At 53.5% G+C, this 24,141-nt stretch carries 17 protein-coding genes; 5 read left to right on the forward strand and 12 right to left on the reverse strand.

The window, feature by feature from the left end; translation table 11 throughout:
- Positions 1 to 342 precede the first annotated feature (342 nt).
- From FHS90_RS20235 to dapF, 5 genes are all read right to left on the reverse strand, one after another.
- A complete protein-coding gene (locus FHS90_RS20235; protein ID WP_182514370.1) occupies positions 343 to 2,595 on the reverse strand; it encodes an SDR family oxidoreductase in 2,253 nt (750 codons plus the stop codon).
- Positions 2,582 to 3,778, reverse strand: a complete 1,197-nt coding sequence (gene glf / locus FHS90_RS20240) for a UDP-galactopyranose mutase (RefSeq protein WP_074987945.1) — start codon at positions 3,776 to 3,778, stop codon at positions 2,582 to 2,584. Before glf ends, FHS90_RS20235 begins: the two co-directional genes overlap by 14 nt.
- A gap of 115 nt (positions 3,779 to 3,893) precedes the next feature.
- Positions 3,894 to 5,174 carry a glycosyltransferase gene (locus FHS90_RS20245; protein ID WP_182514371.1) on the reverse strand — a complete coding sequence of 427 codons (1,281 nt, stop codon included), beginning with the start codon at positions 5,172 to 5,174 and terminating at the stop codon, positions 3,894 to 3,896.
- A gap of 194 nt (positions 5,175 to 5,368) precedes the next feature.
- Entirely contained in the window at positions 5,369 to 5,926 is a 558-nt protein-coding gene (locus FHS90_RS20250) for a GNAT family N-acetyltransferase (protein WP_182514372.1), read from the reverse strand.
- Positions 5,927 to 6,051: 125 nt separating this feature from the next.
- The gene (gene dapF, locus FHS90_RS20255; protein WP_182514373.1) at positions 6,052 to 6,822 is read right to left on the reverse strand and encodes a diaminopimelate epimerase; all 771 of its coding nucleotides are present in this window, start codon (positions 6,820 to 6,822) and stop codon (positions 6,052 to 6,054) included.
- Between the two features lie 195 nt (positions 6,823 to 7,017).
- Between dapF and FHS90_RS20260 the strand changes: the two genes are divergently transcribed.
- Both FHS90_RS20260 and FHS90_RS20265 read left to right on the forward strand, forming a co-directional pair.
- Positions 7,018 to 7,905, forward strand: a complete 888-nt coding sequence (locus FHS90_RS20260) for a class I SAM-dependent methyltransferase (RefSeq protein WP_066832434.1) — start codon at positions 7,018 to 7,020, stop codon at positions 7,903 to 7,905.
- 666 nt (positions 7,906 to 8,571) lie between these two features.
- Complete coding sequence (locus FHS90_RS20265; RefSeq protein WP_182514374.1) at positions 8,572 to 9,501, forward strand: Ppx/GppA phosphatase family protein; 930 nt, start codon at positions 8,572 to 8,574, stop codon at positions 9,499 to 9,501.
- A 1,308-nt stretch (positions 9,502 to 10,809) separates the two neighbouring features.
- Here FHS90_RS20265 and FHS90_RS20270 read toward each other — a convergent pair.
- Positions 10,810 to 13,170: a tetratricopeptide repeat protein gene (locus tag FHS90_RS20270; protein WP_182514375.1), complete on the reverse strand. Its 2,361-nt coding sequence runs from the start codon at positions 13,168 to 13,170 to the stop codon at positions 10,810 to 10,812.
- 474 nt (positions 13,171 to 13,644) lie between these two features.
- Positions 13,645 to 15,210 (reverse strand): DUF4139 domain-containing protein, encoded by a 1,566-nt coding sequence (locus tag FHS90_RS20275; RefSeq protein ID WP_182514376.1) that lies wholly within the window; start codon positions 15,208 to 15,210, stop codon positions 13,645 to 13,647.
- A 271-nt stretch (positions 15,211 to 15,481) separates the two neighbouring features.
- On the opposite strand from FHS90_RS20275, the gene FHS90_RS20280 reads away from it, so the two are divergent.
- From FHS90_RS20280 to dnaK, 3 genes are all read left to right on the forward strand, one after another.
- Positions 15,482 to 16,540 (forward strand): Ldh family oxidoreductase, encoded by a 1,059-nt coding sequence (locus FHS90_RS20280; RefSeq protein ID WP_182514377.1) that lies wholly within the window; start codon positions 15,482 to 15,484, stop codon positions 16,538 to 16,540.
- An 80-nt stretch (positions 16,541 to 16,620) separates the two neighbouring features.
- On the forward strand, positions 16,621 to 17,439 hold the full coding sequence (locus tag FHS90_RS20285; protein WP_182514378.1) for an FkbM family methyltransferase: 819 nt from the start codon (positions 16,621 to 16,623) through the stop codon (positions 17,437 to 17,439).
- Between the two features lie 190 nt (positions 17,440 to 17,629).
- Positions 17,630 to 19,489, forward strand: a complete 1,860-nt coding sequence (dnaK, locus tag FHS90_RS20290; RefSeq protein WP_182514379.1) for a molecular chaperone DnaK — start codon at positions 17,630 to 17,632, stop codon at positions 19,487 to 19,489.
- A gap of 107 nt (positions 19,490 to 19,596) precedes the next feature.
- Here the strand turns inward: dnaK and FHS90_RS20295 are convergent, their stop codons facing one another.
- From FHS90_RS20295 to FHS90_RS20315, 5 genes are all read right to left on the reverse strand, one after another.
- Positions 19,597 to 19,920: an FtsB family cell division protein gene (locus FHS90_RS20295; protein WP_182514380.1), complete on the reverse strand. Its 324-nt coding sequence runs from the start codon at positions 19,918 to 19,920 to the stop codon at positions 19,597 to 19,599.
- Positions 19,921 to 20,064: 144 nt separating this feature from the next.
- Entirely contained in the window at positions 20,065 to 21,342 is a 1,278-nt protein-coding gene (eno, locus tag FHS90_RS20300) for a phosphopyruvate hydratase (protein ID WP_066832410.1), read from the reverse strand.
- 18 nt (positions 21,343 to 21,360) lie between these two features.
- The gene (carA, locus tag FHS90_RS20305) at positions 21,361 to 22,473 is read right to left on the reverse strand and encodes a glutamine-hydrolyzing carbamoyl-phosphate synthase small subunit (protein ID WP_182514381.1); all 1,113 of its coding nucleotides are present in this window, start codon (positions 22,471 to 22,473) and stop codon (positions 21,361 to 21,363) included.
- A gap of 78 nt (positions 22,474 to 22,551) precedes the next feature.
- On the reverse strand, positions 22,552 to 23,085 hold the full coding sequence (gene rplQ / locus FHS90_RS20310) for a 50S ribosomal protein L17 (RefSeq protein ID WP_182514382.1): 534 nt from the start codon (positions 23,083 to 23,085) through the stop codon (positions 22,552 to 22,554).
- A gap of 66 nt (positions 23,086 to 23,151) precedes the next feature.
- On the reverse strand, positions 23,152 to 24,141 hold the full coding sequence (locus FHS90_RS20315; protein WP_066832403.1) for a DNA-directed RNA polymerase subunit alpha: 990 nt from the start codon (positions 24,139 to 24,141) through the stop codon (positions 23,152 to 23,154).

Raw genomic sequence — 24,141 nt, forward strand, 5'->3', positions numbered from 1 at the left:
CGGGATGGCAGGAAAAGGTTAAACTTTTCTGTGGCACCCCTGAGGGTTACCAAGCTGTTTTTGGCCTGTTTTAGGAAAATCAGGCCGAAAACAGGAAGCAGCCTCTGATTCTCCCTTTCAGGGAAAGGGAGTGCCATTGCGGCACATTGTTGTTTTTAAAGATGGTGTAACCGGTTCAGTCAGGGAGCTGCCTAAACGCAGACGCAGCACCCAGGGGAGAATCTGCGCCACGTGAAGCGAGGGAGGCACTAAAACAGCTGTGGTATCAAAACAAAAACCTGTTTTCGGGCTGTTTTCCCAAAAACAGCCTGAAAACAGGTTTCACATTTTCATAGCGCCAGCTTATGCCTGGGCCGCCAGCAGGGAGTCCTCCTCCCCTTCTTCCACCTTGGGCAACAGGGGCCGGAACGGGATTTCACTGGCGAACAGGAACCGCCGAAGGGCGTCTTCCACCGGTGGCAAAACCGCACGTTTACTTGTTTTCAAAGGCACATTGGTTGGCCTGGGGGCCAAATAGTGAAACTCCTCCTGAGGTTTAGACAGAAGCCAAGGGCTTGGCTCTACTCCCGCCACTCTGGCAGCTGCCTCGGCCAAACCCGCCCAGGAGTACGTTCCTTCATTAGCCAAGTGCCAGATGCCGCATTCCTCATCAATCAATAAGTCAAGGGTGGTATTCACCAGGTCTGGCACGTAGGTAGGCGTGATAAACGTATCTGCGGCGGCCTCAAAAAACTCCTGGTGCGCCAATGTGCGCAGGGCGTGGTACACAAAGTTGTGTTGGTCCCAGGGCCCGAAGAAAGCGCTGGTTCTGATCACCAAAGCCCTGGGCATCAGTTTCAGCACCTGCTCCTCTGCCAGCGCTTTGCTGCCGCCGTACACGTTCAGGGGGTTGGGGAGATCTGTTTCCAGATAGCCTTCCCCTTTTTGGCCGTCAAACACCAGATCAGAGGAAAACGTCACCAGCTGAATGCCTCTGGCGTGGCAGTGTTTGGCTAAGTTCACGGGTCCTTGCGCGTTTTCACGGTAGCAGGCTTCGGGTTCATTCTCGGCGTCATCTACGCGCACGTAACCGGCGGTGTTCACCACGGCCCAGGGCTGGTATTTCCGCAAGGCTTTCTCCACTGAGGCCTCATGCGCAATATCCATCTCCTGGCGGGTCAGCAGTACGTACGGGATGCCCCGCGTGTCACAGATGCGGGCGAAGGCGCGGCCCAACGTACCGGTGGCACCGGTAATGAGCAAAGGCTTTACGGTATTTTGTTTCGGCTGCGCCGATGGTTGAGTACCTATGCACCAGGTTTCAGGAACTTCCGGCGAAGCAGGGAACAATGTTCTGCAAGAACGCTTCCACCAGCCATCTATCTGCAGCACGGGGTGCCTGTCTGCGCTGTCGGCCAGCCCTTTTAGAAGTTTGGCGACGGCATTGGGTTCGGGTTTCCCGTTACGCACATCAAAAACGCCGGGTTCATAAAAGCCCCGCTCCTCGGTCAGGAGACTGTTCCAGTCAAAGGCTCCCAGTAAAGACCAGGCGGTGACGGCAATGACGTTTTTGCCCTGATTTTTTAAAAACAGGGCAGAATCCCAAACTTCAGCCAACCAGCGCATCTGCTCCTCACGGGTGCAGCAGAGGTGGGCTTCGGTGATGGCAATCTGGTTTTCCGGGTACCGCTCGCACACCTGTGCCAGCAGGTTCTGTACCCCCAGCGGCACAGCCGAGGTCACGCGTACGGCCTCTACATCTGCGTATTTATGCCGGCCGTTGCTGCCGTGCGTGTGCAGCGGGTATTCTGTGATGCGCTCATCTAAGTAGCGCTCGCTGGTCACGTAGTAGTTCACGCCAATCACGTTGGGCGGACAAGGATTTGCCACCAGCTCCAGCAATTGCTCCTCCGGCACCTGCGCATTGGTCAGGTAATTCCAGAGCGGGTGCTGCTGGTCTACTTTCCCGGAGAGTAAATCCCAGGAAAGCCACCGGCGGTGGTTCTCAAAATCTGCCTGGTACTGTAACGTGGGCGTACTGTGAATGTAGCCCAGGTCATCGGTCTGCACCAGTTGGGCATTGGGGTTCACTTCCCTGATGGCGCGCATGGCCAGTACCGTTCCTTTGATTTGGTTCAGCAACGCTTTGGCAAACGACGCATCATCATTCTTGTGCGGGTACCATAAACCGTAAAGGGCGCTGAAGCGGGCGGTGGTGAGCGGTTCATTCACGGGGGTATAATACGTCACCCACGGAAACTGCTGGGCCACCGCTTTGGCGTAGGCGGCAAACTTCTGGGGGAAGTCTGGGTCCAGCAGGTTGGTATAGCGTGGGCCGCTGCCATGGTGCAGCAGGCCCACAATAGGATCAATGTTCAGGTCGCGGAGCTTGTGGAGGCGTTCTGTGGCCCAAGCCCAGTTTTGCTGTTCAGGGTGCTTGGGGGCTACGTGCTCCCAGAGAACCGGATATCTGATTTTTGTTAAGCCTAAGTCAGCGAAGAGGTCCAGGTCTGACAGCCGGCGGTCATGCCCGCTTTTGGCCAGCTGGTCAAAGTACTGGTCGCCCACGCGGTTGACCGTACACTCCACGCCTCCCCATAGGTTAATGTTTGCCATTCGTAGTCACTTTGGTGGAACTTCCGTTGAGGGCTTCGCGCACTTCTTTGGGCAGAATGGCAGAGGGGTCCAATGCCGGAACCGCCAGCTTCTCTTTTCCCGTCAGTTTCTTGTGCAGCGTGAGCGCCTGCGCCACCACCTGGTCCATGTTATAGTACTTGTAGGTGGCCAGACGGCCTACGAAGTGTACGTTAGGAGTTGCCTCGGCTAGCTTTTTGTATTTGTTGTAGAGCTCGGCGTTCTCGGGTTTGGGAACCGGATAATACGGGTCTCCTTCCGCGCGCGGAAATTCATACACCAGGCTGGTTTTAGGGTGTTGCTGGCCAGTCAGGTATTTGAATTCGGTCACGCGGGTATAGAGCTGCTCATTGGGGTAGTTCACCACCGCCACCGGCTGGAAGACTTCTTTGTTCACGGTCTCATGCTTGAACTCCAGCGAGCGGTACGGCAGCTTTCCGTATTTAAAGTCAAAGTACTCATCTACCGGCCCCGTGAAAATCATCTCCTTGAACGGAATCACGTCCAGAATCTCGTGGTAGTCTGTGTTGAGCATGATTTTGATGTTGGGGTGGTCCAGCATCTTCTCAAACATCTTGGTGAAGCCGTGCAGCGGCATGGCCTGGTAGGTATCTGTGAAATAGCGGTCGTCACGGTTGGTGCGGGTGGGCACGCGCGAAGTCACTGACTTATCCAGTTCAGACGGATCCATGCCCCACTGCTTGCGGGTGTAGTTCTTGAAGAACTTCTCATACAGCTCGCGCCCCACTTTGCTCACCACCACGTCTTCAGAAGTCTTAATGGTGTCTACCTTCTCGGCCACCGACTCAAACCACTTGTCCAGCTCAAAGGAAGTAAGGCTCAAGCCATACAGTTTGTTGATGGTATCCAGATTGATGGGCATGGGAACCTGCTGGCCGTCTACGCTAGCCAGCACGCGGTGCTCATACGGGCGCCACTCGGTGAACTGGCCCAGGTACTCAAACACCTCTTTGGAATTGGTATGGAAGATATGCGGGCCGTATTTATGCACCAGAATACCGTCTTCGTTGTAATGGTCATAGGCGTTGCCCGCAATGTGGGAACGCTTGTCTATGATTAAGACCTTTTTATTGGACGCTGACGCCAATCGCTCGGCCAGTACACTTCCGGCAAATCCTGCCCCTACAATCAGATAGTCAAACATAATGTTGGATAGTAACAGTTACGCAATAAGATTTCTACTGGCGCTCACACTAGGAGTAGCCAGGTGCTGTTTTGGGCCTGTTTTTGGGAAAACAGGCCCAAAACGCATTTTATAATTATGCCTTGGTTTGTTTCTCTTTGCTGATGCACTGCATGAGGCGCACCATGTTCTGCCAGGTTTTGTCCCAAGAGATTCCGGCCAGGAAATCATCGGTGCGGCGCATCCAGCCATGGTCTTCTTTCTGGGCCAGGGCTTTTTCTATGGCCTGCTCAAAGGCTTCGGCGCCATCAGCAATGTGCACCAGGTTCTGCTCACCGTACGGGCGCACTACATCTCTGATTGAGGTAGATACTACGGGTTTACCGGCGGCCAGGTATTCTGGGGTTTTGGTTGGGCTGATGTATTTGGTAGACTCATTGTGGGCGAAGAGCAGCATGGCCACGTCCCAGCCCGCCAAATACGAAGGAAGTTCCTGGTATGATTTTCCGCCCAGGTAGTGAATGTTTTCACCTTTAGGCAAGTCTGCTTCGTCAATTTTCACCACGGGCCCAATAATCACGAACTGCCATTCTGGGCGGGCAGCGGCGACAGAGCGCAGCAATTCAATGTCAAAACGCTCATCTACTACGCCAAAGAAGCCCATACGCGGGTGCGGAATGTGGGCCTGGTCGGCGGGGTCTTCCTGCGGCTGGCGGGCTTTGCCGAAGTGCACTTTGTCAATGCTGCTGGGGAACGCGTAGGCTTCTTTGTGGCGGTCTTTCTTGGCCTCATACAGGCTTTGCCCGCCGGTGAACACCACATCGGCCTTGGCCATCAATTCTGCCTCCAGCTCCAGCAATCTGGGCGGCGCAAATTTGAAGGCAGACAGCTCATCCATGCAGTCAAACACGGTGAGGCTTGGGGTGAAGTGGCGGGTGAATTCCAGGGCCATGGGCGTGTAATACCAGAAAACGTAGTCTTCCAGCTTGTTCACCTTGAAGAATTTGTCCAGCAGGTTGCGCTGTTCGGCTTCAATTTCAGCCCCGGTCAACCCATGCGGCAGGTGCGGCACCACCACCGTCACGTTGTCTTCGCGGCTAGAAACCGCCAGGCGCGGGCGGGCGTTGTCAAAGAAAAGCGGCTCCTCAATAAAGAAGAGACGGGTATGTTTGGCGAAGCGGGAAAGTAAATGCTGCGGACGCTGATATACAAAATCCCAACGCAGGTGCGAGAGGCAGACCAGAGCCGAAACAGTGCTCAGGTACTCTTCCATACTGTTACCGGCTGACTTGCCAGAAGTGGCTCTTAGATCTTTCTTGGAGGCAGCAGAAGTAGTACTGGCAGTGCTCGCTTCAGGCTCAGATACAAAATAGCCGCTTCCCGCACTGGGAATAAAATCAGAGTCTAGGTCAAACATATTCGTAAGCTTTTGTTTAGTGTGGGTCTATCATAGAAAAAGGGAAGCCCTTTTTCTCATTGCCCACTTGCTTACGTAATTTTCTTAAAAAGGCTGCGTGAAACGCCCAATCAGACTTTATATTATTCCAGACCGGAGGGAAAACCCGTATTAACACCTCAACAAGCCAACAGAGAACCGTATTTACCTGGTGGCTAACCAGTTAGTTGCGCATCTTTGCTGGAACCGCCCAAAGACAGTATTTTCTGAAACTCCACCACGTCTTGCCAGCCGGTTGGCGTCTTCAGCCAGTCTTGCCTGACTCCCACCTGAGTGTAGTTCAACTGCCGGAAAAGCGCCAGACTTGCCCCGTTGTTTGCGGTTACTGAGCAGCTTAGCTGATGCAGCTGCAGCACCTGCGCCGCATAGAACTCCAGTAGCTGCAGGGCCTCCCGGGCGTAGCCTTTGCCTCTGTACTCCTGCATCACGGCAATGCCCACCCCGGCGCGCCGGTGCAGCGGCTCAAAATCAAACAGATCTACCGTGCCAATCACGGTCTGCCCCTGCTGCAGACAAACCATGAGCCGCAGCTGCCTGGCCGCGTAAATGTCCAGTGACGCGTTTTCCAGGTACTGCCGCAGCACCTCTTTGGAGAACGGCGCCAATGACAGACTCACCGGCCACAGCGTGGTGTCATTCTCAAACAGGTAGAGAAAGTCCAGGTCAGTGGGCTCCGGGGCCCGGAGAAAGAGGCGGTGGGTTTGCAGCAGCACTTTTTTAATTGGGAATGGGGAATTAGGAATTAAGAATTGTAATCGGCTGTGCCGAAATCAACCAAGAATAAATTACCTGTTTTTGGCCTGTTTTTCAGAAAACAGGCCAAAAACAGAAAAGGGTTTCATAGCGTGATTTCGCCTTTGAAGACTTGTTCGGCAGGGCCGATGAGGAAGACATTCTTGAAGCTGTTGCCGTCTTTCTCAAAGCTCACCTGCAGCTGCCCGCCCAGCACCTTGATGTTTACAGGGCTTTGGTACCCGCTTCGGCTGGCCGCCAGGGCTGCCGCCGTCACGCCGGTGCCGCAGGAGAAGGTTTCGTCTTCTACGCCCCGCTCATAGGTGCGCACAAACAGTTTATTCCCCGGCAGGTGCTCCACAAAGTTCACGTTGGTGCCCTCAGCCTTGAAGCGGTCTGAGTAACGAACGGCACGGCCTTCGGCAAAGACGTCCAGCTCCTGCAGCGCCGCCACCTGCTGCACGTAATGCGGCGAGCCGGTGTTCAGGAAGCAGGCGTTCTCCAGCTCCTCTACGTGGTGCACGTCTATCATCTGCAGGTGCACCAGCCCGTCTTTGAGATACGCCTGGTGCGGCCCGTCTGACGCAATAAAATACGCCTCCTCTTGCACCACCCCCAGAAACTGCGCGAAGGCCACCAGACAGCGCCCGCCGTTACCGCACATGGAGCTGGGCCTGCCGTCTGCGTTGTAGTAGACCATCTCAAAGTCATAGCCCTCTTTGAGCTGCAGCAGCATGAGGCCGTCGGCACCCACGCCTTTGCGGCGGTCGCAGAGAAACGCCACCTGCTCCTGGGTAAGCGAAATGTCTCCTGAGCGGTTGTCCAGCACCACAAAATCATTGCCGGTGCCCTGGTATTTATAGAAAGTCAACTTCATGTTTCTTTGGGGTATCAGGTAGCACGTAGCAGGTATCAGAACTGAATTCTTTTTCAAAGCACAATGCCGTTTTTGGCCTGTTTTTCTGAAATCAGGCCAAAAACGGCCTCACTGAGAATACTCAAGTCGTGCTACCTGATACGTGCTACGTGCTACGAATAACGTACCTTTGCGGCACCACTACTTTACAAAGATATGTATTCTTTCCTGACCACTACCGCCTGGACGGACTATGAACTCATTGACTGCGGCAACTTTGAGAAACTGGAGCGCTTCGGCGATTACATCCTGGCCCGCCCTGAGCCGCAGGCCGCCTGGGACAAACATTTGCCAGAGAGCGAGTGGGACCGTCTGGCGCAGGCGGTGTTCAAGCGTGAGAAGGGAAACGCTGAGAAAGGCCAGTGGCAGCTCAGGAAAGGCATGGCCGAACAGTGGTTCATCAACTACCGCTACAATGACCTTAAGCTGCGGTTTAGGCTGGGGCTGTCCTCTTTCAAGCACGTAGGGCTGTTCCCGGAGCAAGACCCCAACTGGCAGTTCATCTATGATAAAACCCGCGCCCTGCCCGGCAAGCCGAAGGTGTTGAACATGTTCGCCTACACCGGCGGCGCCTCTTTGGCCGCCAACGCCGGCGGCGCCGATGTTACGCACTTAGACTCTGTGAAACAAGTCAACTTCTGGGCCCGCCAGAACATGGAGGCCAGCAACCTGGACAACATACGCTGGCTGGTGGAAGACGCCATGAAATACGCCCGCCGCGAGGTCAAGCGCGGAAACAAGTATCAGGGCATCATCCTGGACCCGCCCGCCTACGGCCGAGGCCCGGACGGCGAGAAATGGCAGCTGGAAGAGCAGATCAACGAACTCATCAAGCTCTGCGCCGACCTGCTGGAGCCTGAAAACAACTTCTTCGTGATCAACCTGTATTCCCTGGGCTTTTCGGCTTTGATACTGGACAATCTGATCAGAGCCTCCTTCGGGAAGACGGTGAAGAATGAGGAACTGGGGGAGCTTTACTTACAAGACCGCGGCCAGCGCAAACTGCCGCTGGGTACTTTTTTCAGGTTCAGCTCTGAGAAGTAGAGGTTGGTTGTTAGTTGATTGTTAATCTCCAATCATCTTCCTCTACTTTGTCATCCTGAAAGGATCTTTTGAGCCAGCTAGAAAGACAAAAGCTAAATACAGGAAACTGTCTTCTTTTGTACCATCTAACTCAAGTTGCATAGAAAAGCAGCTGACACATGACGGGTGTTTACCACAGTAGAAAAAGCGGAAAAAGAGTACGGGTGAAGGCTCTTCCAGATTTGTAATCCGGAAGCCCTACCTCGGGGATGAGTAATCCCCGCTTCCGTACTTTTAATCGGCACGCACCGCGGATTGCAAATCCGCAGGTAACCAAATTCGGGATTGCAAATCTCAAATAGCAGAGAAAGTACATTTTCTTTCCATAGAGCAAATGCCTGTCTAGCTAGCACGCAAGATCATTTCAGGATGACAAAAGAGAGAAGCACCCAGAATAATTTCTCCAATATCTAGCTAAATATCAAAAGCTGTTTTTGCCCTGTTTTTCAGAAAATAGGCCAAAAACAGCTTTCTTTGTTTATTGGGCAACATAGGCTGCGCCGAAACAATTTTGTTTTAGGGCAACTGCGGTCTTCTACTTTTCCCGTACAACACCCGGAGTTAGTAAAAACCGACAGCCTATTTTGCCCATTCCTAATTCATAATTCTTAATTCCCCATTAAAAAGATGCGCCGTTTAGCCCTTATTGACCTTGGCACCAATACGTTTCACCTGCTCATTGTAGAACTACAGGAAGACGGCGAGCCGAAGACGCTTTTCAAGACCAAGGTTCCGGTGAAGCTGGGGCAAGGCGGCATCAGCAAGGGCGAAATCCTGCCAGAGGCGCGGGAACGGGGGCTCAAGACCCTGAAGGAGTTTCAGGAAATCATAGCCCAACACGGCGTGGCCGAAGTGAAAGCCACGGCCACCAGCGCCATCCGGAACGCCAGCAACGGTATAGAGGTGGTGCAGGCTATCAAAGAACACACCGGCATTGACGTTGAGGTGATCAGTGGCGCCCGCGAGGCTGAGCTGATTTTCAAAGGTGTGCAGCAGGCGCTGCAGATAGGCCCCAAGCCGGCGCTGGTCATGGACATTGGCGGCGGCAGCGTAGAATTTATCATTGGCACAGACAAGGGCATTCTCTGGAAGAGAAGCTTTGAGATTGGAGCCCAGCGCCTGCTGGACAAGTTCTTCCACACAGACCCCATGGCCCCTGAAGACGTGAAGGCCCAGCGTCATTACCTGCAAGACCAGCTCCAGAAGCTCACCGCCGCCGTGCTCCAGCACCAGCCCGAGGTTTTGGTGGGCTCCTCCGGCACTTTTGACACGCTGGTAGACATGGACCTGGCCCAACAAGGCCTCACCCGTGACGCCAACGGCTCCCCAGAAATGGAGTTAAGTGTCTCCACTTTTCAACGGCAGAACAAAGAACTCCTCCAAAAGAACCGGACAGAGCGTATGGCTATTCCCGGCATGCTGGAGATGCGGGTAGACATGATTGTGGTGGCATGCGTGCTCATTGACTGGGTGCTGGAGAAGTACAACCTGGAGCACATCAGGGTTTCTTCGTATGCTTTGAAGGAGGGGATGTTGGCGGAGTTATTACAGGGATAAAGTTTATTTATTGCTTTCGCTTGATTTGTAACTAATCTGTTTGCTGCTGTATGTTTTTGCAGCGGCGGTGGGTCCATTGCTGTGGCAGGAAAGTGCAGCCTGCTGCTGCTGCATGAGAAGTTGCTTCTGCGGTAGCAGTGGCAATGTGTAGTCTGTAGTTCCCTTGGCTGTGCTGTTTGATGCGTTAGTTCACGGGCGATGTTGTTTCATCTTTTCCGGTAAGCGCTCACGGCCGCGGGGCCCCGTCCTGACGGTTCGCACTGCTGTTAAAACTAGGCCCTCCGGCCTTGCCGCTGGCGCGGCACCGTATTAACAGAGGCGCTCACCCCCAGGACTGGTTCAGGTTCCTTTGCTATTACTGCTTGTACTGCTCTGTCTGCCTCTGCAGGTAACTACTGCTGTTCCGCTAGCCTATGGCGAGCCCGTGCTGCGCACATCAGCCAGGGGCAGAAGTGCTAATTTACAGAGGTGCCATTAGAAGAAGCGTTGATTGTTAATAATTGTTTGTTGGTTTACTTCTTGCTGCTGGTTTGCCACTTTCTCTGGTTCAAGTTTCCAACTTGGACCTATAATAGCGGAAGCTTTCAGCTTCCATGAGGCGGCAGCCTCACATGACTTCTGCCCTCTATAGCTCCTCTATGGCGCGGAAGTTACTTCCGTGCCTTGTAACGCTACCAGATACTCCCCCTTTCAAGGGGGCGAAGGGGGATGTTTACACAGGAGGACACGCATTCCTGATCAATTCCCTTGTTACCACATATAGTTGACTCCTGCCCAGTATCACGCTCTTCCGGATTTGCAATCCGGAAGCTGGTACACGGGGATTTGCAACCCCCGTGGCGACACGTTTGATCTGCAGGCGCCGCAAATTGCAAATCCGCAGGCACTGTGTCCGGGATGGCAAATCCCGGACTGCCGAGGGACACGCATGCCAGATGTAGGGGCACAGGGCACTTGCCCCTCACATGCCAGATAACTCCCCTCCCGGGAGCGGCAGGAGGGGGTTCTATTCATGGCTGAACGGCTCCCGACGAGTTTGGAGCCTCTCCCCATCCCACGGCACGGGAGCGGAGTCTCGCGCCAGTTCCATCTTCCAACCATCAGCAAAAAACAATCAGCCATTCTTCAGCCCTCGTAATGTGCGCAGCTCCTGTGAGTGTCTGGGCCAACTACTCTGTTTCATAGCTTGCCCCTCACCCTAGCCCTCTCCCCATGGGAGAGGGAACAACGCTACTGCGTTTTGGAGCAGTTTTCTCGAAAACAGGCCAAAAACAGAAGAACGGCCCTTGCGGGACCGCTCTTCTGTGACTAGGTTAACTTCTTGAATTTCTTCTGGTACGCCTTGTTCAGCTTTTTCAGGTCTTTGTTGCCACCGGTATAGGTTTCGGCTTGCTGCTTGTAGTTGGCTTTGGGGTTGGCCTGCACATCCCGAACCGCCAGTTGCTCGCCTACCTGCTCCTGCAGTTGGTTCAGGTTGTATTTGGTATACTTCAGGGACACCAGACGCTTGATCAGATCAATGGCAGCGGCGGCCTCTCCGTGGGCAGCGGTGTGGCGGGCCACCTCGGCCACGAAGGTCTTGTTTTCATGCCGGGCTGCCAGGGCTAACAGCGGGGCATGCTGCAGGCCAAACCGCTCCACGCCATCTTCTGCAAACTGTTGCCCTGCTTGCAGGTAGAGTTGTACCGCCTCGGTCATTTTGTTCTGGCTGATGAGGTACTCTACCTTTTGCAGGGTCTCCTGGTAATGGGCGGGAGCGTCAATGCGCACTAGTTCGGCATCGGCGGTAGCCGTGGAGATGGCGCAGCCGCCATTCTCTTTGGCCGCGGCCAGGGCCTGATCAAGCGCGGCGGCGGCTTGGGCAAACTGCCCCTGGCGGCTCAACTGCAATGACCGTTGGTAATGCTGCTCATAACTGGCCTGCGCGTTGGCGCATTCCTGCGAGAAAATACCCTGGCTTAACTGCCGGAATTTGGCATCCAGCTCTTTGTCACTTACCAGGTTGTACTTCACCTGCAGGTTGGTCACTTCGGCGGCAATGGTGCGGGCCTGGGCCAAGCGGTTGTTAGCGGCTTGCTGCTGCCCGTCATTGATCCTGGCCAGAATTACCGGCTTGGCCGCTTGCCGTAGCAAAGAGGTAGCATCTGCCTGCTCCTTCAGGTCATATTCTGCGGCCACGCTTTTGGCTTTCTCAAAAGAAGCGAGCGCGTCTGCGTATTGCCTGGCTTGCAAGGTTTTTCGGCCGGAGGCCATGTGGTTCACATACACCTGCTGCTGCACGTCCCGCATCAAGGTTTGGGCGGCCGCGTCTGTGCGAATAAACGTGCGGTTGTTACGGGCATAGGCCTGGGCTTCACGGGCCAGTTTCTCGGCTTGGGGGAGGTTCTTGCCGTGCAAGGCTGTTCTTCCGGCTTGCAACAGGTTGTCATAGATTCCGTTGGTGGCGTAGGCAATGCCGCTTTCCCAGAGTTCAGGGCGGCACCGCAGGCTGGAGATGCCGCGGCAGAACTCCCGGGCTTCTTCAAACTGCTGCAGCGCCTGGTGGTAATTGCCCTGGTTGTTGAGTTGCTCGCCAAAGCGCACGTATTCGTTCTGGATGTTCAGCGCCAATTCCTGGGCAAACCGGAACGTCTCCGGGTCAGGCTGCATGCGGTTCAGGAGATCACGGGTGCGCTGGGCAGATTCTTTCAGGTAGCCGGCCTGCAGGTCAAGTCTTGCCAGCTGCAAGTGTGACGGTGCAAAGGCAGGGTTCGCGGCCACGGAGCGTTCAAAGAAATCACGGGCGGCGCGGGCGTTCCCGTTCATGGCCAGTTCCAGGCCGCGGTTGTAGAAAATCTCAGGCAGGCGCGCCCACATCTGGTCAAGGGCGGCGCGGCGTTCCCGCAGGCGGCTGTCCAGGTCTCTGGCGCGGCGCATGAGCTGCACAGGGTCATGCTGCCTTAACCCCAGTTCCCTCTCCATTTTGCTGTCTACCGCGCGGTCCATCTCTACTTCTAAGGCTTTCAGGCGTTCGCCGTGCTGGGCCAGCCGGTCTATATCATTGGGGTTGATGGTCTGCAGGTCCCGTGACAGCTGTGCCAGCCGGGCATCTGTGTCATAGTAGCGGTTCACCAACTCTTTACGCTCCCGCACCAGCGAACGGTTTTTGGCCGAAAACCCCAGTTTGGTCTCTACCACCCTTACTTTATAACCGTTGAAGGCGGTGGTGTCTTTGATAAAACTCTGGGCCAATACGGTAGTGCCGTTCTGGTCAATGTCTTTGGTGTACACGTCAAACGTCTGCAACACCTTGTCCTCAGCGCCTAACAGCTGCACTTTGGCGGTAATGGTGGCCGGCACCAGCGCCTCTGCAAAATCAAATTCACGGTACAGCACGCGCTCCCGTACCCGCATGTTTTTGAGAGAGGCGGTAAAGTTGATCTGGTTTCCGTCACGCGTGATGCGCTCCTGCTGCTCAAACTCTACCGGCAGCAACAGCCTGGTGGTGCGGGACCGGCTGGAGACATACCCCAGGTCTACGGCAATGGAGTGCAGCTCAGCATGGTCGGCGCTGGACAACGTCAGGCTCTCCAGCTTCTTTTGGTCATAAATTACCTTAGACTGCGCCCGGGCTTGCCCGCTCCAGAAGAGCAATACCAGGAGAAAGAGGGAGAGTAGGCGTGCGTTCATAATATTAGCTTTATCTGATATTCTGGTGAAGGCAAATTCTGTTCCAGAAATCATCTTTATTGCAATCTCTACTGAGTAGATGCGCCAGGGAAAGGTTCAGTTGCCTGCGGCGAAGAAAAACAACTAAGAAGTTGGCGGTGCGTTTTGGGCCTGTTTTTGGAAAAACAGCCCGGAAACGGATCTGGGTGTTGCTTATCGCTGCGGGGAAAGTAGGGTGAGGGGCAAATCCTCTTCAATTTGTACAACGCTAGTGAAGCAGATAAAAGGCACGCAAGTAACTTCTACGCCATAGTTACTATCTCTAGAACCAGAACATAAAGCGCCGGCACAAAAGACCTCGTAGCGTCCAGAGGACCTGCGAGCGTCTGTGCCAATAGCCACCGCTGCCCGTCTTCTTCCGCATAGATGAGCAAATACGGATTTTTTTCGTTTTCGGGCTGTTTTTCTGAAAGCAGCCCGAAAACGCTTTTCTGCTTACAAACCGCTCAGCTGCCGGTTTTTGGGGTACTTGACTACGTAGCGCAGGGTGCGTTTTACGGTTTCATTAGGCTTGAGCATAAGTTGCCAAGTCACTTTCCCGGTTTCCTTGTTCAGGGTGCCGCCGTTGGTCTCTATGTCTTCCACCTCAATCTCAGAGGTAGTGCTGAGCGGAATCTGGTCTTCTACGGTGATGGTCACCGGCTGTGCCTTGGTGTTGCGCAAACTGATTTCATAGCCTACCTGCTCTTTGATATTGCTGCCCAGGGTAGACCGTTTCTGGTAATCTTTCATGCGCTCGCGCTGCACCACCACGTTCTGGTCACGGCCCAAAGATAACGTAAGCGTGTCACGGGTCTGCTCCGGGTTCAGGTAAGACTTACCGGTAAAGGTACCGGCCAGAAACACGTTGGCCTCACCGGGCAGCAGTTTCAGATTCTCCCAATTAGTGAGGTGGGCAACAAGAAACGCGGTGGGGTCTAACTTAGGCACGGCGGTGTGGGCGTACGTGGTGGTGAGGCTGTGCTGCTGAATGTCTACCGTGTGCGGCTTCGCGTCTGACGGCACGCTGAACGGGATCCCAATCTTAAACTCGGCCGCCAAGGTAGTGGCCACGGCTTCTGTGTAGTCTGACGTGCTCATGGCTGGGGCTGCAACAGCTTCTTTCCTCTTGACACCATAACCCGTCACCACTACTTCATTCAACTGCTGTTTAGAATCTTCCAGCACAGACACCCCAGCGGCTCTTCCCATTACTCTTGCATCTATGGATCTGGGCTGCACAAACCCTATCCGCTGCGGGTCCAGCTCCGGTTTCTGGGCGCCCTCGGCGGGGTTGGTGGTGGCTAGGGTGAGTTGCACGTTGTTCCAGTCAACCCCGGTGTTCTGGCGCACGTTGGCTTTGTACTGGAGCTGCACGGGCCCCTGGTTTCCGCTGGCGCGGAGGTCATAAATGGGCTCCCAACCGGCGTTCATGACCAGGTAGGTTACTTCCAGCCCCACCTGTGCCCGGCCAGTGGCCTGCACCGCCACAATTACACGGTTGTTGGCCTGCTGGTTGCTTCTCGCTTGGTTTACCTGGCTGTTGAACTGGTTCTGCCGGTCGCGCAGGATAGCCAGCTGCAGGTCTACGGTCTGGATCTCCCTCCGGATGGCGAGGAGACGGGTGCGGTAGTACTCTGCCACCTCTTTCAGGCGGGCGGCGGTGATGCCCGCATCATGGCCGCCAATGCTTTGGTTCGCCTGCAGCAGCCCCTCCTCCTTTTGCAGCACCTCGCGCTGGTCAGTGAGGGTTCTGATGCGGCCGTTGTAGCTTTGCAGCGAATCTTCCAGGCGTTGCAGCTCTTTGGGTTTACCGGCACTCTGGAGAAAGTTCTGTTCATAGCGCACTGACAGCAGCGTGACGTTGCCGGTGGGGTTTACCTGCACACTGCGTTCATCCAGCTGCACGGGCAGGCCTTCCAGCACCAGCTCGGTTACGCCGGCGTCAACGCTGGCGCGGCCGGTGTTGGTGACCTGGGCCCGGTTCAGGAACACGGTCACCCGTTTCACCTGGGTGTCCATAGATTCCTGTTTTTGGGCTAAAATCTGAAAAACAGGCAAAAAAGAGAAAACCGCTAAGAGTAGATAAAAAGATTTCTTCATGTCAGTTGCGTTGATGTTCTAAACAAGATGCCAGCCGCGCACCTATTCCATACGCCTGCGTTCTTTCTTTTGATAACGCAGGAAAAGATAGCGGGTACTGGCTCTTCTTATTCCAACCAAAGCTAACATTTCCCCGGGAAACTTTTCATCTCTTTGCCGTACCTTTGGGCCACTAGAATTTGATCTGCCCATGTATTCGTACCAACGCCTTTTTGACTTCTCCCATAAGATTTTCCTGAGTATGGGCTGCCCGGCAGAAGATGCCCTCAGCGCCACTGAAACCCTGCTTTCAGCTGATCTGCGTGGCGTAGACTCGCACGGCGTGGCCCGCCTGGTGGGGTATGTGCGCCTCTGGGAGGCGGGCCGCATCAACGCCACCCCCACCGTGCGCATTGTGCATGAGACCCCCAGCACCGCCACGGTAGACGGCGACGGCGGCCTTGGCCTGGTGGTGGCTCCCAAAGCCATGCAGATTGCAATTGAAAAGGCCAAAAACGCAGGCAGCGGCTGGGTGAGCGTGAAAAACTCCAACCACTACGGCATTGCCGGGTACCACGCCATGAAAGCGCTGGCGCATGATATGATTGGGATGTCTATGACCAATGCGAGTCCGTTGGTGGCCCCTACCCATTCGCTGGAACGGCTGCTGGGCACTAACCCCATTGCGGTGGCAATTCCGGCGGGCGAGCAGCCCCCGTTTGTAGCCGACATGGCCACCACCACCGCCGCCAACGGTAAATTGGAGATGCTGCAGCGCAAGAACCTGGAGGCCCCGCTGGGCTGGATTCAGGCCGCAGACGGGAGTGCCTCTACCAATCCCAATGAGTTGAAAGACGGCGGCGCACTGCTCCCGCTGGGCGGCGACACGGGCAGCCACAAAGGCTACGCGTTGGGCGCGGTGGTTGACATTTTCTCAGCGGTACTTTCTGGCGCCAACTACGGGCCGTGGGTACCGCCGTTTGTGAGTTTCCTGGCGCCGCCCGCAGACCCTGTGGGCGCGGGAATTGGCCATTTCTTTGGGGCGATGCGCGTAGATGCCTTCCGCCCGGCGGCCGAATTCAAACAGCACATGGACCACTGGATTACCCGTTTCAAGACTTCCAAAGCCAAAGAAGGCCAGCAGGTGCTCATTCCCGGGGAGCCGGAACGCCTGTTCACCGAGCAACGCCTGAAAGACGGGATCCCGCTGCTGCCGCCGGTGGTCAAAGATTTGGAAGTCTTGGGCGAGAAGTTTGGGGTGCAATTATAAAATAGCTTCTGTTTTAGGGCTGTTTTCAGGAAAACAGCCCTAAAACAGAAAACCCCTTGCTTACGGTACAGATCTACCACATGAAACTGCTCCTCCACTACCTCAAGGCTTACAGGCTCATTCTCTTCAGGCAGCATGCCTGTCCCAGAGGGGCGCTCCTGTGGGCGTACACCAGGTTGCTGGTGCAGGCCCACTGGGCGGGCAAGCGGGGCAGCCGGCATTCTGGCACTCAGAGCATCCTGCTGTTTGGAAAGCGGCTTTACTTTACCAGCTATATTTTCCTGCTTTACCAGTTTGAGGAAATCTTTGTCTTAGACTGCTACCGGGCCAAAACCGCCGGGGAAAAAAGATTCATTGTAGACGGCGGAAGCCATATTGGGGTCTCGGTTCTCTTTTTCATCACTGCCTACCCCACCGCTTCTGTTCTCGCGTTTGAGCCAGACCCCCAGGCGTTTCACCTGCTGCAGCTGTTTGTACAGCAGAACAAGCTACACCAGGTCCAACTGGTGAATGCGGCGTTGGCGGCCACCGCTGGCACTGTTTCTTTCTATGCCCATGAGGAGTTGGGGCGCTTAGATGCCGGCACGTTTACAGCAAGCGCCCAGACCGTGGCCTTGACAGTACCCACGGTACAGCTCTCTACCTATCTCACCCAGCCGGTAGACGTGCTGAAGCTTGACATTGAAGGCGCAGAAGTACCCGTGATTGCCGAGCTGGTGGCCAGTCAGAAGATTTCTGACATAGGTGAACTGGTTCTGGAGTTCCACCCCGCCATCAATGGTGAACCTGCCCCCTTCCTCTCCCTGCTTGAGCAGGAAGGCTTTCAGGCCACCTCTACCACGTCTGCAGACCTCTATGAGAACACCACAGACTACCTTCTGCATTTCACCAGGAGGTAACCGCCTGTTTTAGGGCTGCTTTTGGGAAAACAGCCTTAAAACAGAAAACCCTTTCCCCGTTCCCGCAGAGCGGAAATTTCTTTCACCTACAGCACCGCCAGTTCCCGAAGAGATACCGTAGACGGGTAAGCGGCTATTTCTTTGTACTTTTGCCTAGGCGGCTACGGCGGCCTGTTAAAAATCTGATACCATGGCTAAAATAGCAATAAACTTAACCACCGCTTCCATCCAGCAGGAAGAGGTGATAGTAGGCATTGACCTGGGCACTACTAACAGCCTGGTGGCGTACATGCACCCAGAAGACAAAACCCCCATTGCCATCAATGACCTGGGCATGGGCACCATTGTGCCGTCTGTGGTGCATTTCTCGCCAGAGGGCGAAGTGCTGGTGGGCAATGCCGCTAAAGAGTACCTGATCACTGACCCGGCCAACACCATCTACTCGGTGAAGCGCCTGCTGGGCAAATCGTACCAGGATTTGGGCGAGCACAAGGATTTCTTCGGGTATAAGATCATTGACGACAATTCTGAAGGACTGGTGAAGATACGGGTGCAGGACCGCTTCTACTCGCCCATTGAACTCTCTGCCGAGATTCTGAAAGAGCTAAGAGCCCGCGCCGAGCACGCCTTGAAAACCCCGGTAAACCGCGCCGTGATCACCGTGCCGGCCTACTTCAACGACTCGCAGCGCCAGGCCACCCGTGACGCCGGCAAACTGGCGGGGCTGGAGGTGCTGCGCATTGTGAACGAGCCTACCGCGGCCTCGCTGGCCTACGGCATTGGCCTGGACCCCACCGAGGAGAAAACCATTGCCGTGTATGACCTAGGCGGCGGGACGTTTGATATTTCCATCCTGAAGATTCACCAGGGCATTTTTGAAGTACTTTCTACCAACGGCGACACCTTTTTGGGCGGCGACGACCTGGACCGGGCCATTCTTGAGCACTGGACGCGGGGGAACAAATTGGTTGCTGACTTAGCCGGCCAGGATGCCAACACCTCCCAGGCGCTTCGGCTCAAAGCCGAGGAAGCCAAAAAGACCCTGAGCAGCCAGCAAAGCTATTCTTCTGAACTGAACGGCATTGAGCTGCAACTGGACAAGCACACGTTTGAGACGCTCATCACGCCCATTGTGGACCGTACCATGACCTCCTGCCGCATGGCCCTGCAAGACGCAGGCCTGGCACCGGAGCAGATTGACACCGTGATCATGGTGGGCGGTTCTACCCGCGTGCCGCTGGTGTACCAGACCGTGAGCGACTTCTTCGGGAAGCCCGCCAACAACTCCCTCAACCCAGATGAGGTGGTGGCCCTGGGCGCCGCCATTCAGGCCGATGTGCTGGCCGGGAACCGCAAAGACATTCTGCTGCTGGACGTGACGCCGCTCACGTTGGGCATTGAGACCATGGGCGGCTTGATGGACTCCATCATTCCACGCAACTCCAAAATCCCCACCAAGGCAGGCCGCCAATATACCACGTCGGTAGACGGGCAGGTGAACATGAAGATCTCGGTCTATCAAGGCGAGCGGGATCTGGTGAAAGAGAACCGCAAACTGGCCGAGTTCGACCTGAAAGGCATTCCGGCCATGCCCGCCGGTTTCCCCAAGGTGGATGTGAACTTCATCCTAAACGCCGACGGTATCCTGAAAGTAGAGGCCCTTGAACTGCGTTCCGGCGTGCGCCAAGAGGTGGAGGTGAAACCGCAGTACGGCCTCACCGATGAACAGGTGGAGCAGATGCTGATGGATTCTATCACCCACGCCCGCGAAGATGTTTCTACCCGCATGGTCATTGAAGCCCGCACCACGGCTGAGCAGATGATTTACCAGGTGGAGCGCTTCCTGGAGAAAAACGGTGAACATTTGACCCCAGAGGAAATTGCCCTCACCCGCCAGAACGTGCAGCACTTGAAAGATGTACTTCCTTCAGGAGATAAAGACACCATTCTAAAGGCCGTGGATGTGCTGGAGGAGCAGACCAGTCCGTTTGCGGAGCGCGTGATGCAAATTTCCATCAAGAAAGCCATGACCGGCAAGAAGATTGAGTAATGCGTTTTCGGCCTGTTTTTCTGAAAACAGGCCGAAAACAGAAAGACTTATACAAGCAGAAAGCGCAGCCGGTGGCTGCGCTTTCTGCTTGTATAGGAATAGGTATATTACTGCTGTTGCTGCTCCTGCAGTTCCTCTTCGTCTTTTTCAACTATGATGTAGAGGTCTTCAGTGGGCTTTTTCATGAGGTACTTCTCCCGGGCAAACTTCTCCAGCAGCTCAGGGTTGCTCATGAGCTCTTTTCTGTCTTTCTCCACTTCGGCAATTTTCTCCAGGTAATAGTCCCGCTCCTCTTCCAGCTGCGCCAGTTTCTGGCTGGTCTGAAACTGGGTAATGAAGTCATTGGAGTCAAAAAAAAGCATCCAGACCAGAAAACCCAACAGTGTGAAAAAGTAAAAGCTCCGGAAGAATTTGGGAACACGTGCCAACATAGCGCAAAAATAAAAATGGCGGCAAGAAATCTCTTGCCGCCATGAAGGTACAAAGAATCCGGAAGCAAGTCCAGCCGTGGCGGGCAGTTCTTCAGGAAATTGTGTTTTGGGGCTGTTTTCTGAAAAACAGCCCCAAAACGGGAATTACATTTTTCTGCCCGGGAAATAGGCAACCTCACCCAGTTCCTCCTCAATCCGGATCAGCTGGTTGTACTTGGCCATCCGGTCTGAACGGGAAGCCGAACCTGTTTTGATTTGACCGGTGTTCAACGCTACCGCCAAGTCAGCAATGGTGTTGTCTTCGGTCTCTCCAGAACGGTGGCTCATAATGCTCTTATAGCCGTTTCTGCGGCCCAGGTTGATCGCATCAATGGTTTCGGTTAACGTACCAATCTGGTTTACTTTGATCAGGATGGCATTGGCCACCTGCTGGTCTATACCTTGCTGCAGACGGGTTACGTTGGTCACGAACAAGTCATCACCTACCAGCTGGGTCTTGTTCCCGATGGAATCAGTCAATGCTTTCCAGCCTGACCAGTCGTCTTCGTCCATACCGTCTTCAATAGAGATGATAGGGTATTTGTTTGCCCACTCGGTCCAGAAGCCTACCATCTCAGAAGAGGTGAGTTTATCACCGGTAGACTTTTTGAAGTGGTAATGCCCGGTGGAGGCATCATAGAACTCAGAAGCGGCCGCATCCATGGCTATCATGAAGTCCTCACCTGGTCTGTAACCTGCAGCCTCAATGGCTTGCAAGACTACCTCAATGGCTTCCTGGTTAGAGCCTATGTTAGGGGCAAAACCACCTTCATCGCCCACGTTGGTAGACATGCCTTTCTTCTTCAGCACGTTTTTCAGGTGGTGGAACACCTCAGATCCCCACCGGAGCGCCTCAGAGAAAGAAGGGGCGCCCACTGGCATAACCATGAACTCCTGAAAGTCAATAGAGTTGTCTGCGTGGCTACCGCCGTTCAAGATGTTCATCATAGGTACCGGCAGGGTATTGGCGTTCACCCCACCCACGTAACGGTACAGTGACTGACCGGCTTCTTTGGCGGCAGCTTTGGCGGCGGCTAACGAAACACCTAAGATGGCATTGGCCCCCAATTTGGCTTTGTTAGGCGTACCGTCAATCTCAATCATGATTTTGTCAAGCAGGCTTTGGTCAAACACGTTAAAGCCTACCAACTCATCAGCAATGAGGGTGTTCACATTCTGTACCGCTTGCAGTACACCTTTGCCCATGTATTTGCTCTTGTCATCATCACGCAGCTCTACGGCCTCATGCTTACCGGTAGACGCCCCAGAAGGAACGGCTGCACGGCCAACAATACCATTTTGCGTGATCACGTCTACCTCTACGGTTGGGTTACCGCGGGAGTCAAAAATCTGACGGGCTTTGATGTCTTCAATTAAGCTCATATAATTTCAAGTTTGGTATTACTTATTTTTCTCCTTCTCCAGCATCTCAACAAACAGATCAAACAGGTATTCTGAATCATGCGGCCCGGGAGAAGACTCTGGGTGGTACTGCACAGAGAAAGCGGGTTTGTTTTTGATCCGGATTCCCTCTACCGTGTTATCATTGAGGTTGATGTGGGTTACCTCCACATTGGGGTTGTTCTTCACCGCCTCCGGGTCAACAGCAAAGCCGTGGTTCTGGGACGTAATTTCGCTTCTGCCTGTGATCAGGTTCTTAACCGGATGGTTTAACCCCCGGTGCCCGTTGTGCATCTTGTAGGTAGGAATACCGTTGGCCTGGGCTAAGATTTGATGCCCCATGCAGATCCCGAACATTGGTTTTTCTTCGGCCAGGATCTTCTCAACACTCTTAACGGCTTCTGTGGTCACTGCGGGGTCACCAGGGCCGTTGGAGATAAAGTAGCCGTCTGGCCCCCACTGTTCCATTTCCTCAAAGGTGGTCCCATAAGGGAAAACCCGGCACTCGCACCCACGGCTGGTTAAGTTATTCAAGATATTGCGTTTCACCCCAAGATCAAGCACCGCCACTTTAAACCTGGTGTCATTGACATGAAGGTCATATTGTTGCGGCGTAGTCACTTTTGAGGAGAGTTCTAACCCATGCATAGATGGAACAGCAGCCAACTGTGACGTTAAAGTCTCAACATCTGTGGTTTCAGAGGAGATAATGGCATTCATAGCTCCCTTGTCCCGTACGTGACGTACCAGTTCTCTGGTATCAATTTCACAAATGCCCACAATGCCGGCTTTTTCAAAGTACTCTTGCAAAGAGCCTTCTGCGGTTTTGCGGGAGAAATGTTGCGAGAACTCTTTACACACCAACCCTTTGATCTGAATTTGGCCAGATTCAACCTCTTCAGGTTGTACCCCATAATTGCCTACATGTGAAACCGTGGTAATCACAATCTGACCATAATAGGAAGGATCAGTAAAGATTTCCTGATAACCGGTCATTCCTGTATTGAAACAGACCTCACCGCCGGTGGTTCCTATTTTCCCCAGGCTTTTGCCATGGAACACAGTGCCGTCTTCCAGCACCAATACTGCATCAGTTGTCGTGTGAATCTTCATTCGAAATAAGTATGTGGCAAAAATAAAAAAGGGATACGATTAATATCGTATCCCTTTTCAATTATTACTGCATTTTTGTTATTCTTCTGATTTAGTTTCAGTTGAATCAGCAGAAGCAGCAGGAGTTTCTTCTGTGGCTGCAGTAGCAGCAGCGTCTGACGCAGTGTCAGCAGCGGTGCTTTTCTTACCTGAAGAACGACGTCTGGTTTTTGCTTTACCAGCGGCGGCTGTACCGGTGGTAGTGAGCATGTCTTCGTTGTAATCTACCAGCTCAATGATACACATTTCTGCGTTATCACCAAGACGAGTTCCAGTTTTAAGGATACGGGTGTATCCGCCGGGACGATTAGCAATTTTAGAGGCTACCCCATCAAAAAGCTCTTTTACAGACTCTTTGTTTTGCAGGTAAGCAAAAACAGTACGACGAGAGTGTGTAGTATCGCTTTTAGATTTTGTCAACAACGGCTCTACGTATTTACGGAGGGCCTTCGCTTTGGCAACAGTAGTTGCTAAACGCTTGTGAAGAATCAGGGATGAAGCCATGTTAGAAAGCAAAGCAGCACGGTGGGCGGCAGTTCTTCCTAAGTGGTTAATTTTTTTACCGTGTCTCATTATTTTAATTGTGCACGTGCATACCGTCGATCAACCTGTCGGGATCGGGAATTATGCCGTAGATTACTAATCTTCTTCTAACTTGTACTTGGAGATGTCCATCCCGAAGCTAAGGCCTTTCTCAGAAACCAGGTTCTCTAACTCAGTCAAAGATTTCTTACCAAAGTTACGGAATTTCATCATGTCAGAAAGATCTAATTGCACCAGATCTCCTAACGTTCTGATATCAGCTGCTTTTAAGCAGTTGTATGCCCGAACTGAAAGATCCATGTCATGCAAAGGAGTCTTCAGAACTTTTCTCATGTGCAGCATTTCCTCATCAACAGCTTCTTCCTCTTCAGGCTTCACGGTCTCAAAAGTCATGGTGTTATCAGAGAAAAGCATAAAATGCTGAATCAAGATATTGGCAGCACCTTTCAAAGCATCTTCAGGATGGATAGAACCATCTGTAGAAATCTCAAGCAAAAGACGCTCGTAGTCAGTTTTCTGCTCAACGCGGGTATTCTCAACACTGAACTTCACATTTTTAACTGGAGTGAAGATAGCATCAATAGCGATCTGACCAAAAACCTGATCTGCTGGTTTATTCTCTTCAGCCGGCACGTAACCACGGCCTTTCTGAATAGTCAATTCAATTTCAAAAGAAGCCTCTGGATCTAAGTGACAAATCACCAGATCAGGGTTCAATACTTGAAATGAACCAGAGAATTTATTGATGTCACCGGCAGTGAAGGTATCTTGCTTGCTGATGCTAACGGTGATTTTATCATCAACCAAGTCACCAATTTTCTTGAACCGAACCATTTTCAGGTTCAGGATAATTTCAGAGACATCTTCAACCACACCTTCAATGGTAGAGAACTCATGGAGCACACTAGGAATACGGATGCTGGAGATGGCATAGCCCTCCAATGAGGAGAGAAGGATTCTTCTCAACGCATTCCCAATGGTAACACCATAGCCCTTTTCTAGCGGCTTAAATTCAAACTGCCCATTAAAGTCATCGGATTTCTCCATCACGACTTTCTCTGGCATTTGAAAGGCTAATATTGACAT

It is taken from the genome of Rufibacter ruber, from assembly GCF_014138425.1.
GTDB classification, from domain to species: domain Bacteria; phylum Bacteroidota; class Bacteroidia; order Cytophagales; family Hymenobacteraceae; genus Nibribacter; species Nibribacter ruber_C.

Coding starts and splice junctions, on each gene's coding strand:
- FHS90_RS20235 (WP_182514370.1), bottom strand. CDS start 2,595: ATGGCAAACATTAACCTATGGGGAGGCGTGGAGTGTACGGTCAACCGC.
- glf (WP_074987945.1), bottom strand. CDS start 3,778: ATGTTTGACTATCTGATTGTAGGGGCAGGATTTGCCGGAAGTGTACTG.
- FHS90_RS20245 (WP_182514371.1), bottom strand. CDS start 5,174: ATGTTTGACCTAGACTCTGATTTTATTCCCAGTGCGGGAAGCGGCTAT.
- dapF (WP_182514373.1), bottom strand. CDS start 6,822: ATGAAGTTGACTTTCTATAAATACCAGGGCACCGGCAATGATTTTGTG.
- FHS90_RS20260 (WP_066832434.1), top strand. CDS start 7,018: ATGTATTCTTTCCTGACCACTACCGCCTGGACGGACTATGAACTCATT.
- FHS90_RS20265 (WP_182514374.1), top strand. CDS start 8,572: ATGCGCCGTTTAGCCCTTATTGACCTTGGCACCAATACGTTTCACCTG.
- FHS90_RS20270 (WP_182514375.1), bottom strand. CDS start 13,170: ATGAACGCACGCCTACTCTCCCTCTTTCTCCTGGTATTGCTCTTCTGG.
- FHS90_RS20275 (WP_182514376.1), bottom strand. CDS start 15,210: ATGGACACCCAGGTGAAACGGGTGACCGTGTTCCTGAACCGGGCCCAG.
- FHS90_RS20280 (WP_182514377.1), top strand. CDS start 15,482: ATGTATTCGTACCAACGCCTTTTTGACTTCTCCCATAAGATTTTCCTG.
- FHS90_RS20285 (WP_182514378.1), top strand. CDS start 16,621: ATGAAACTGCTCCTCCACTACCTCAAGGCTTACAGGCTCATTCTCTTC.
- dnaK (WP_182514379.1), top strand. CDS start 17,630: ATGGCTAAAATAGCAATAAACTTAACCACCGCTTCCATCCAGCAGGAA.
- FHS90_RS20295 (WP_182514380.1), bottom strand. CDS start 19,920: ATGTTGGCACGTGTTCCCAAATTCTTCCGGAGCTTTTACTTTTTCACA.
- eno (WP_066832410.1), bottom strand. CDS start 21,342: ATGAGCTTAATTGAAGACATCAAAGCCCGTCAGATTTTTGACTCCCGC.
- carA (WP_182514381.1), bottom strand. CDS start 22,473: ATGAAGATTCACACGACAACTGATGCAGTATTGGTGCTGGAAGACGGC.
- rplQ (WP_182514382.1), bottom strand. CDS start 23,085: ATGAGACACGGTAAAAAAATTAACCACTTAGGAAGAACTGCCGCCCAC.
- FHS90_RS20315 (WP_066832403.1), bottom strand. CDS start 24,141: ATGTCAATATTAGCCTTTCAAATGCCAGAGAAAGTCGTGATGGAGAAA.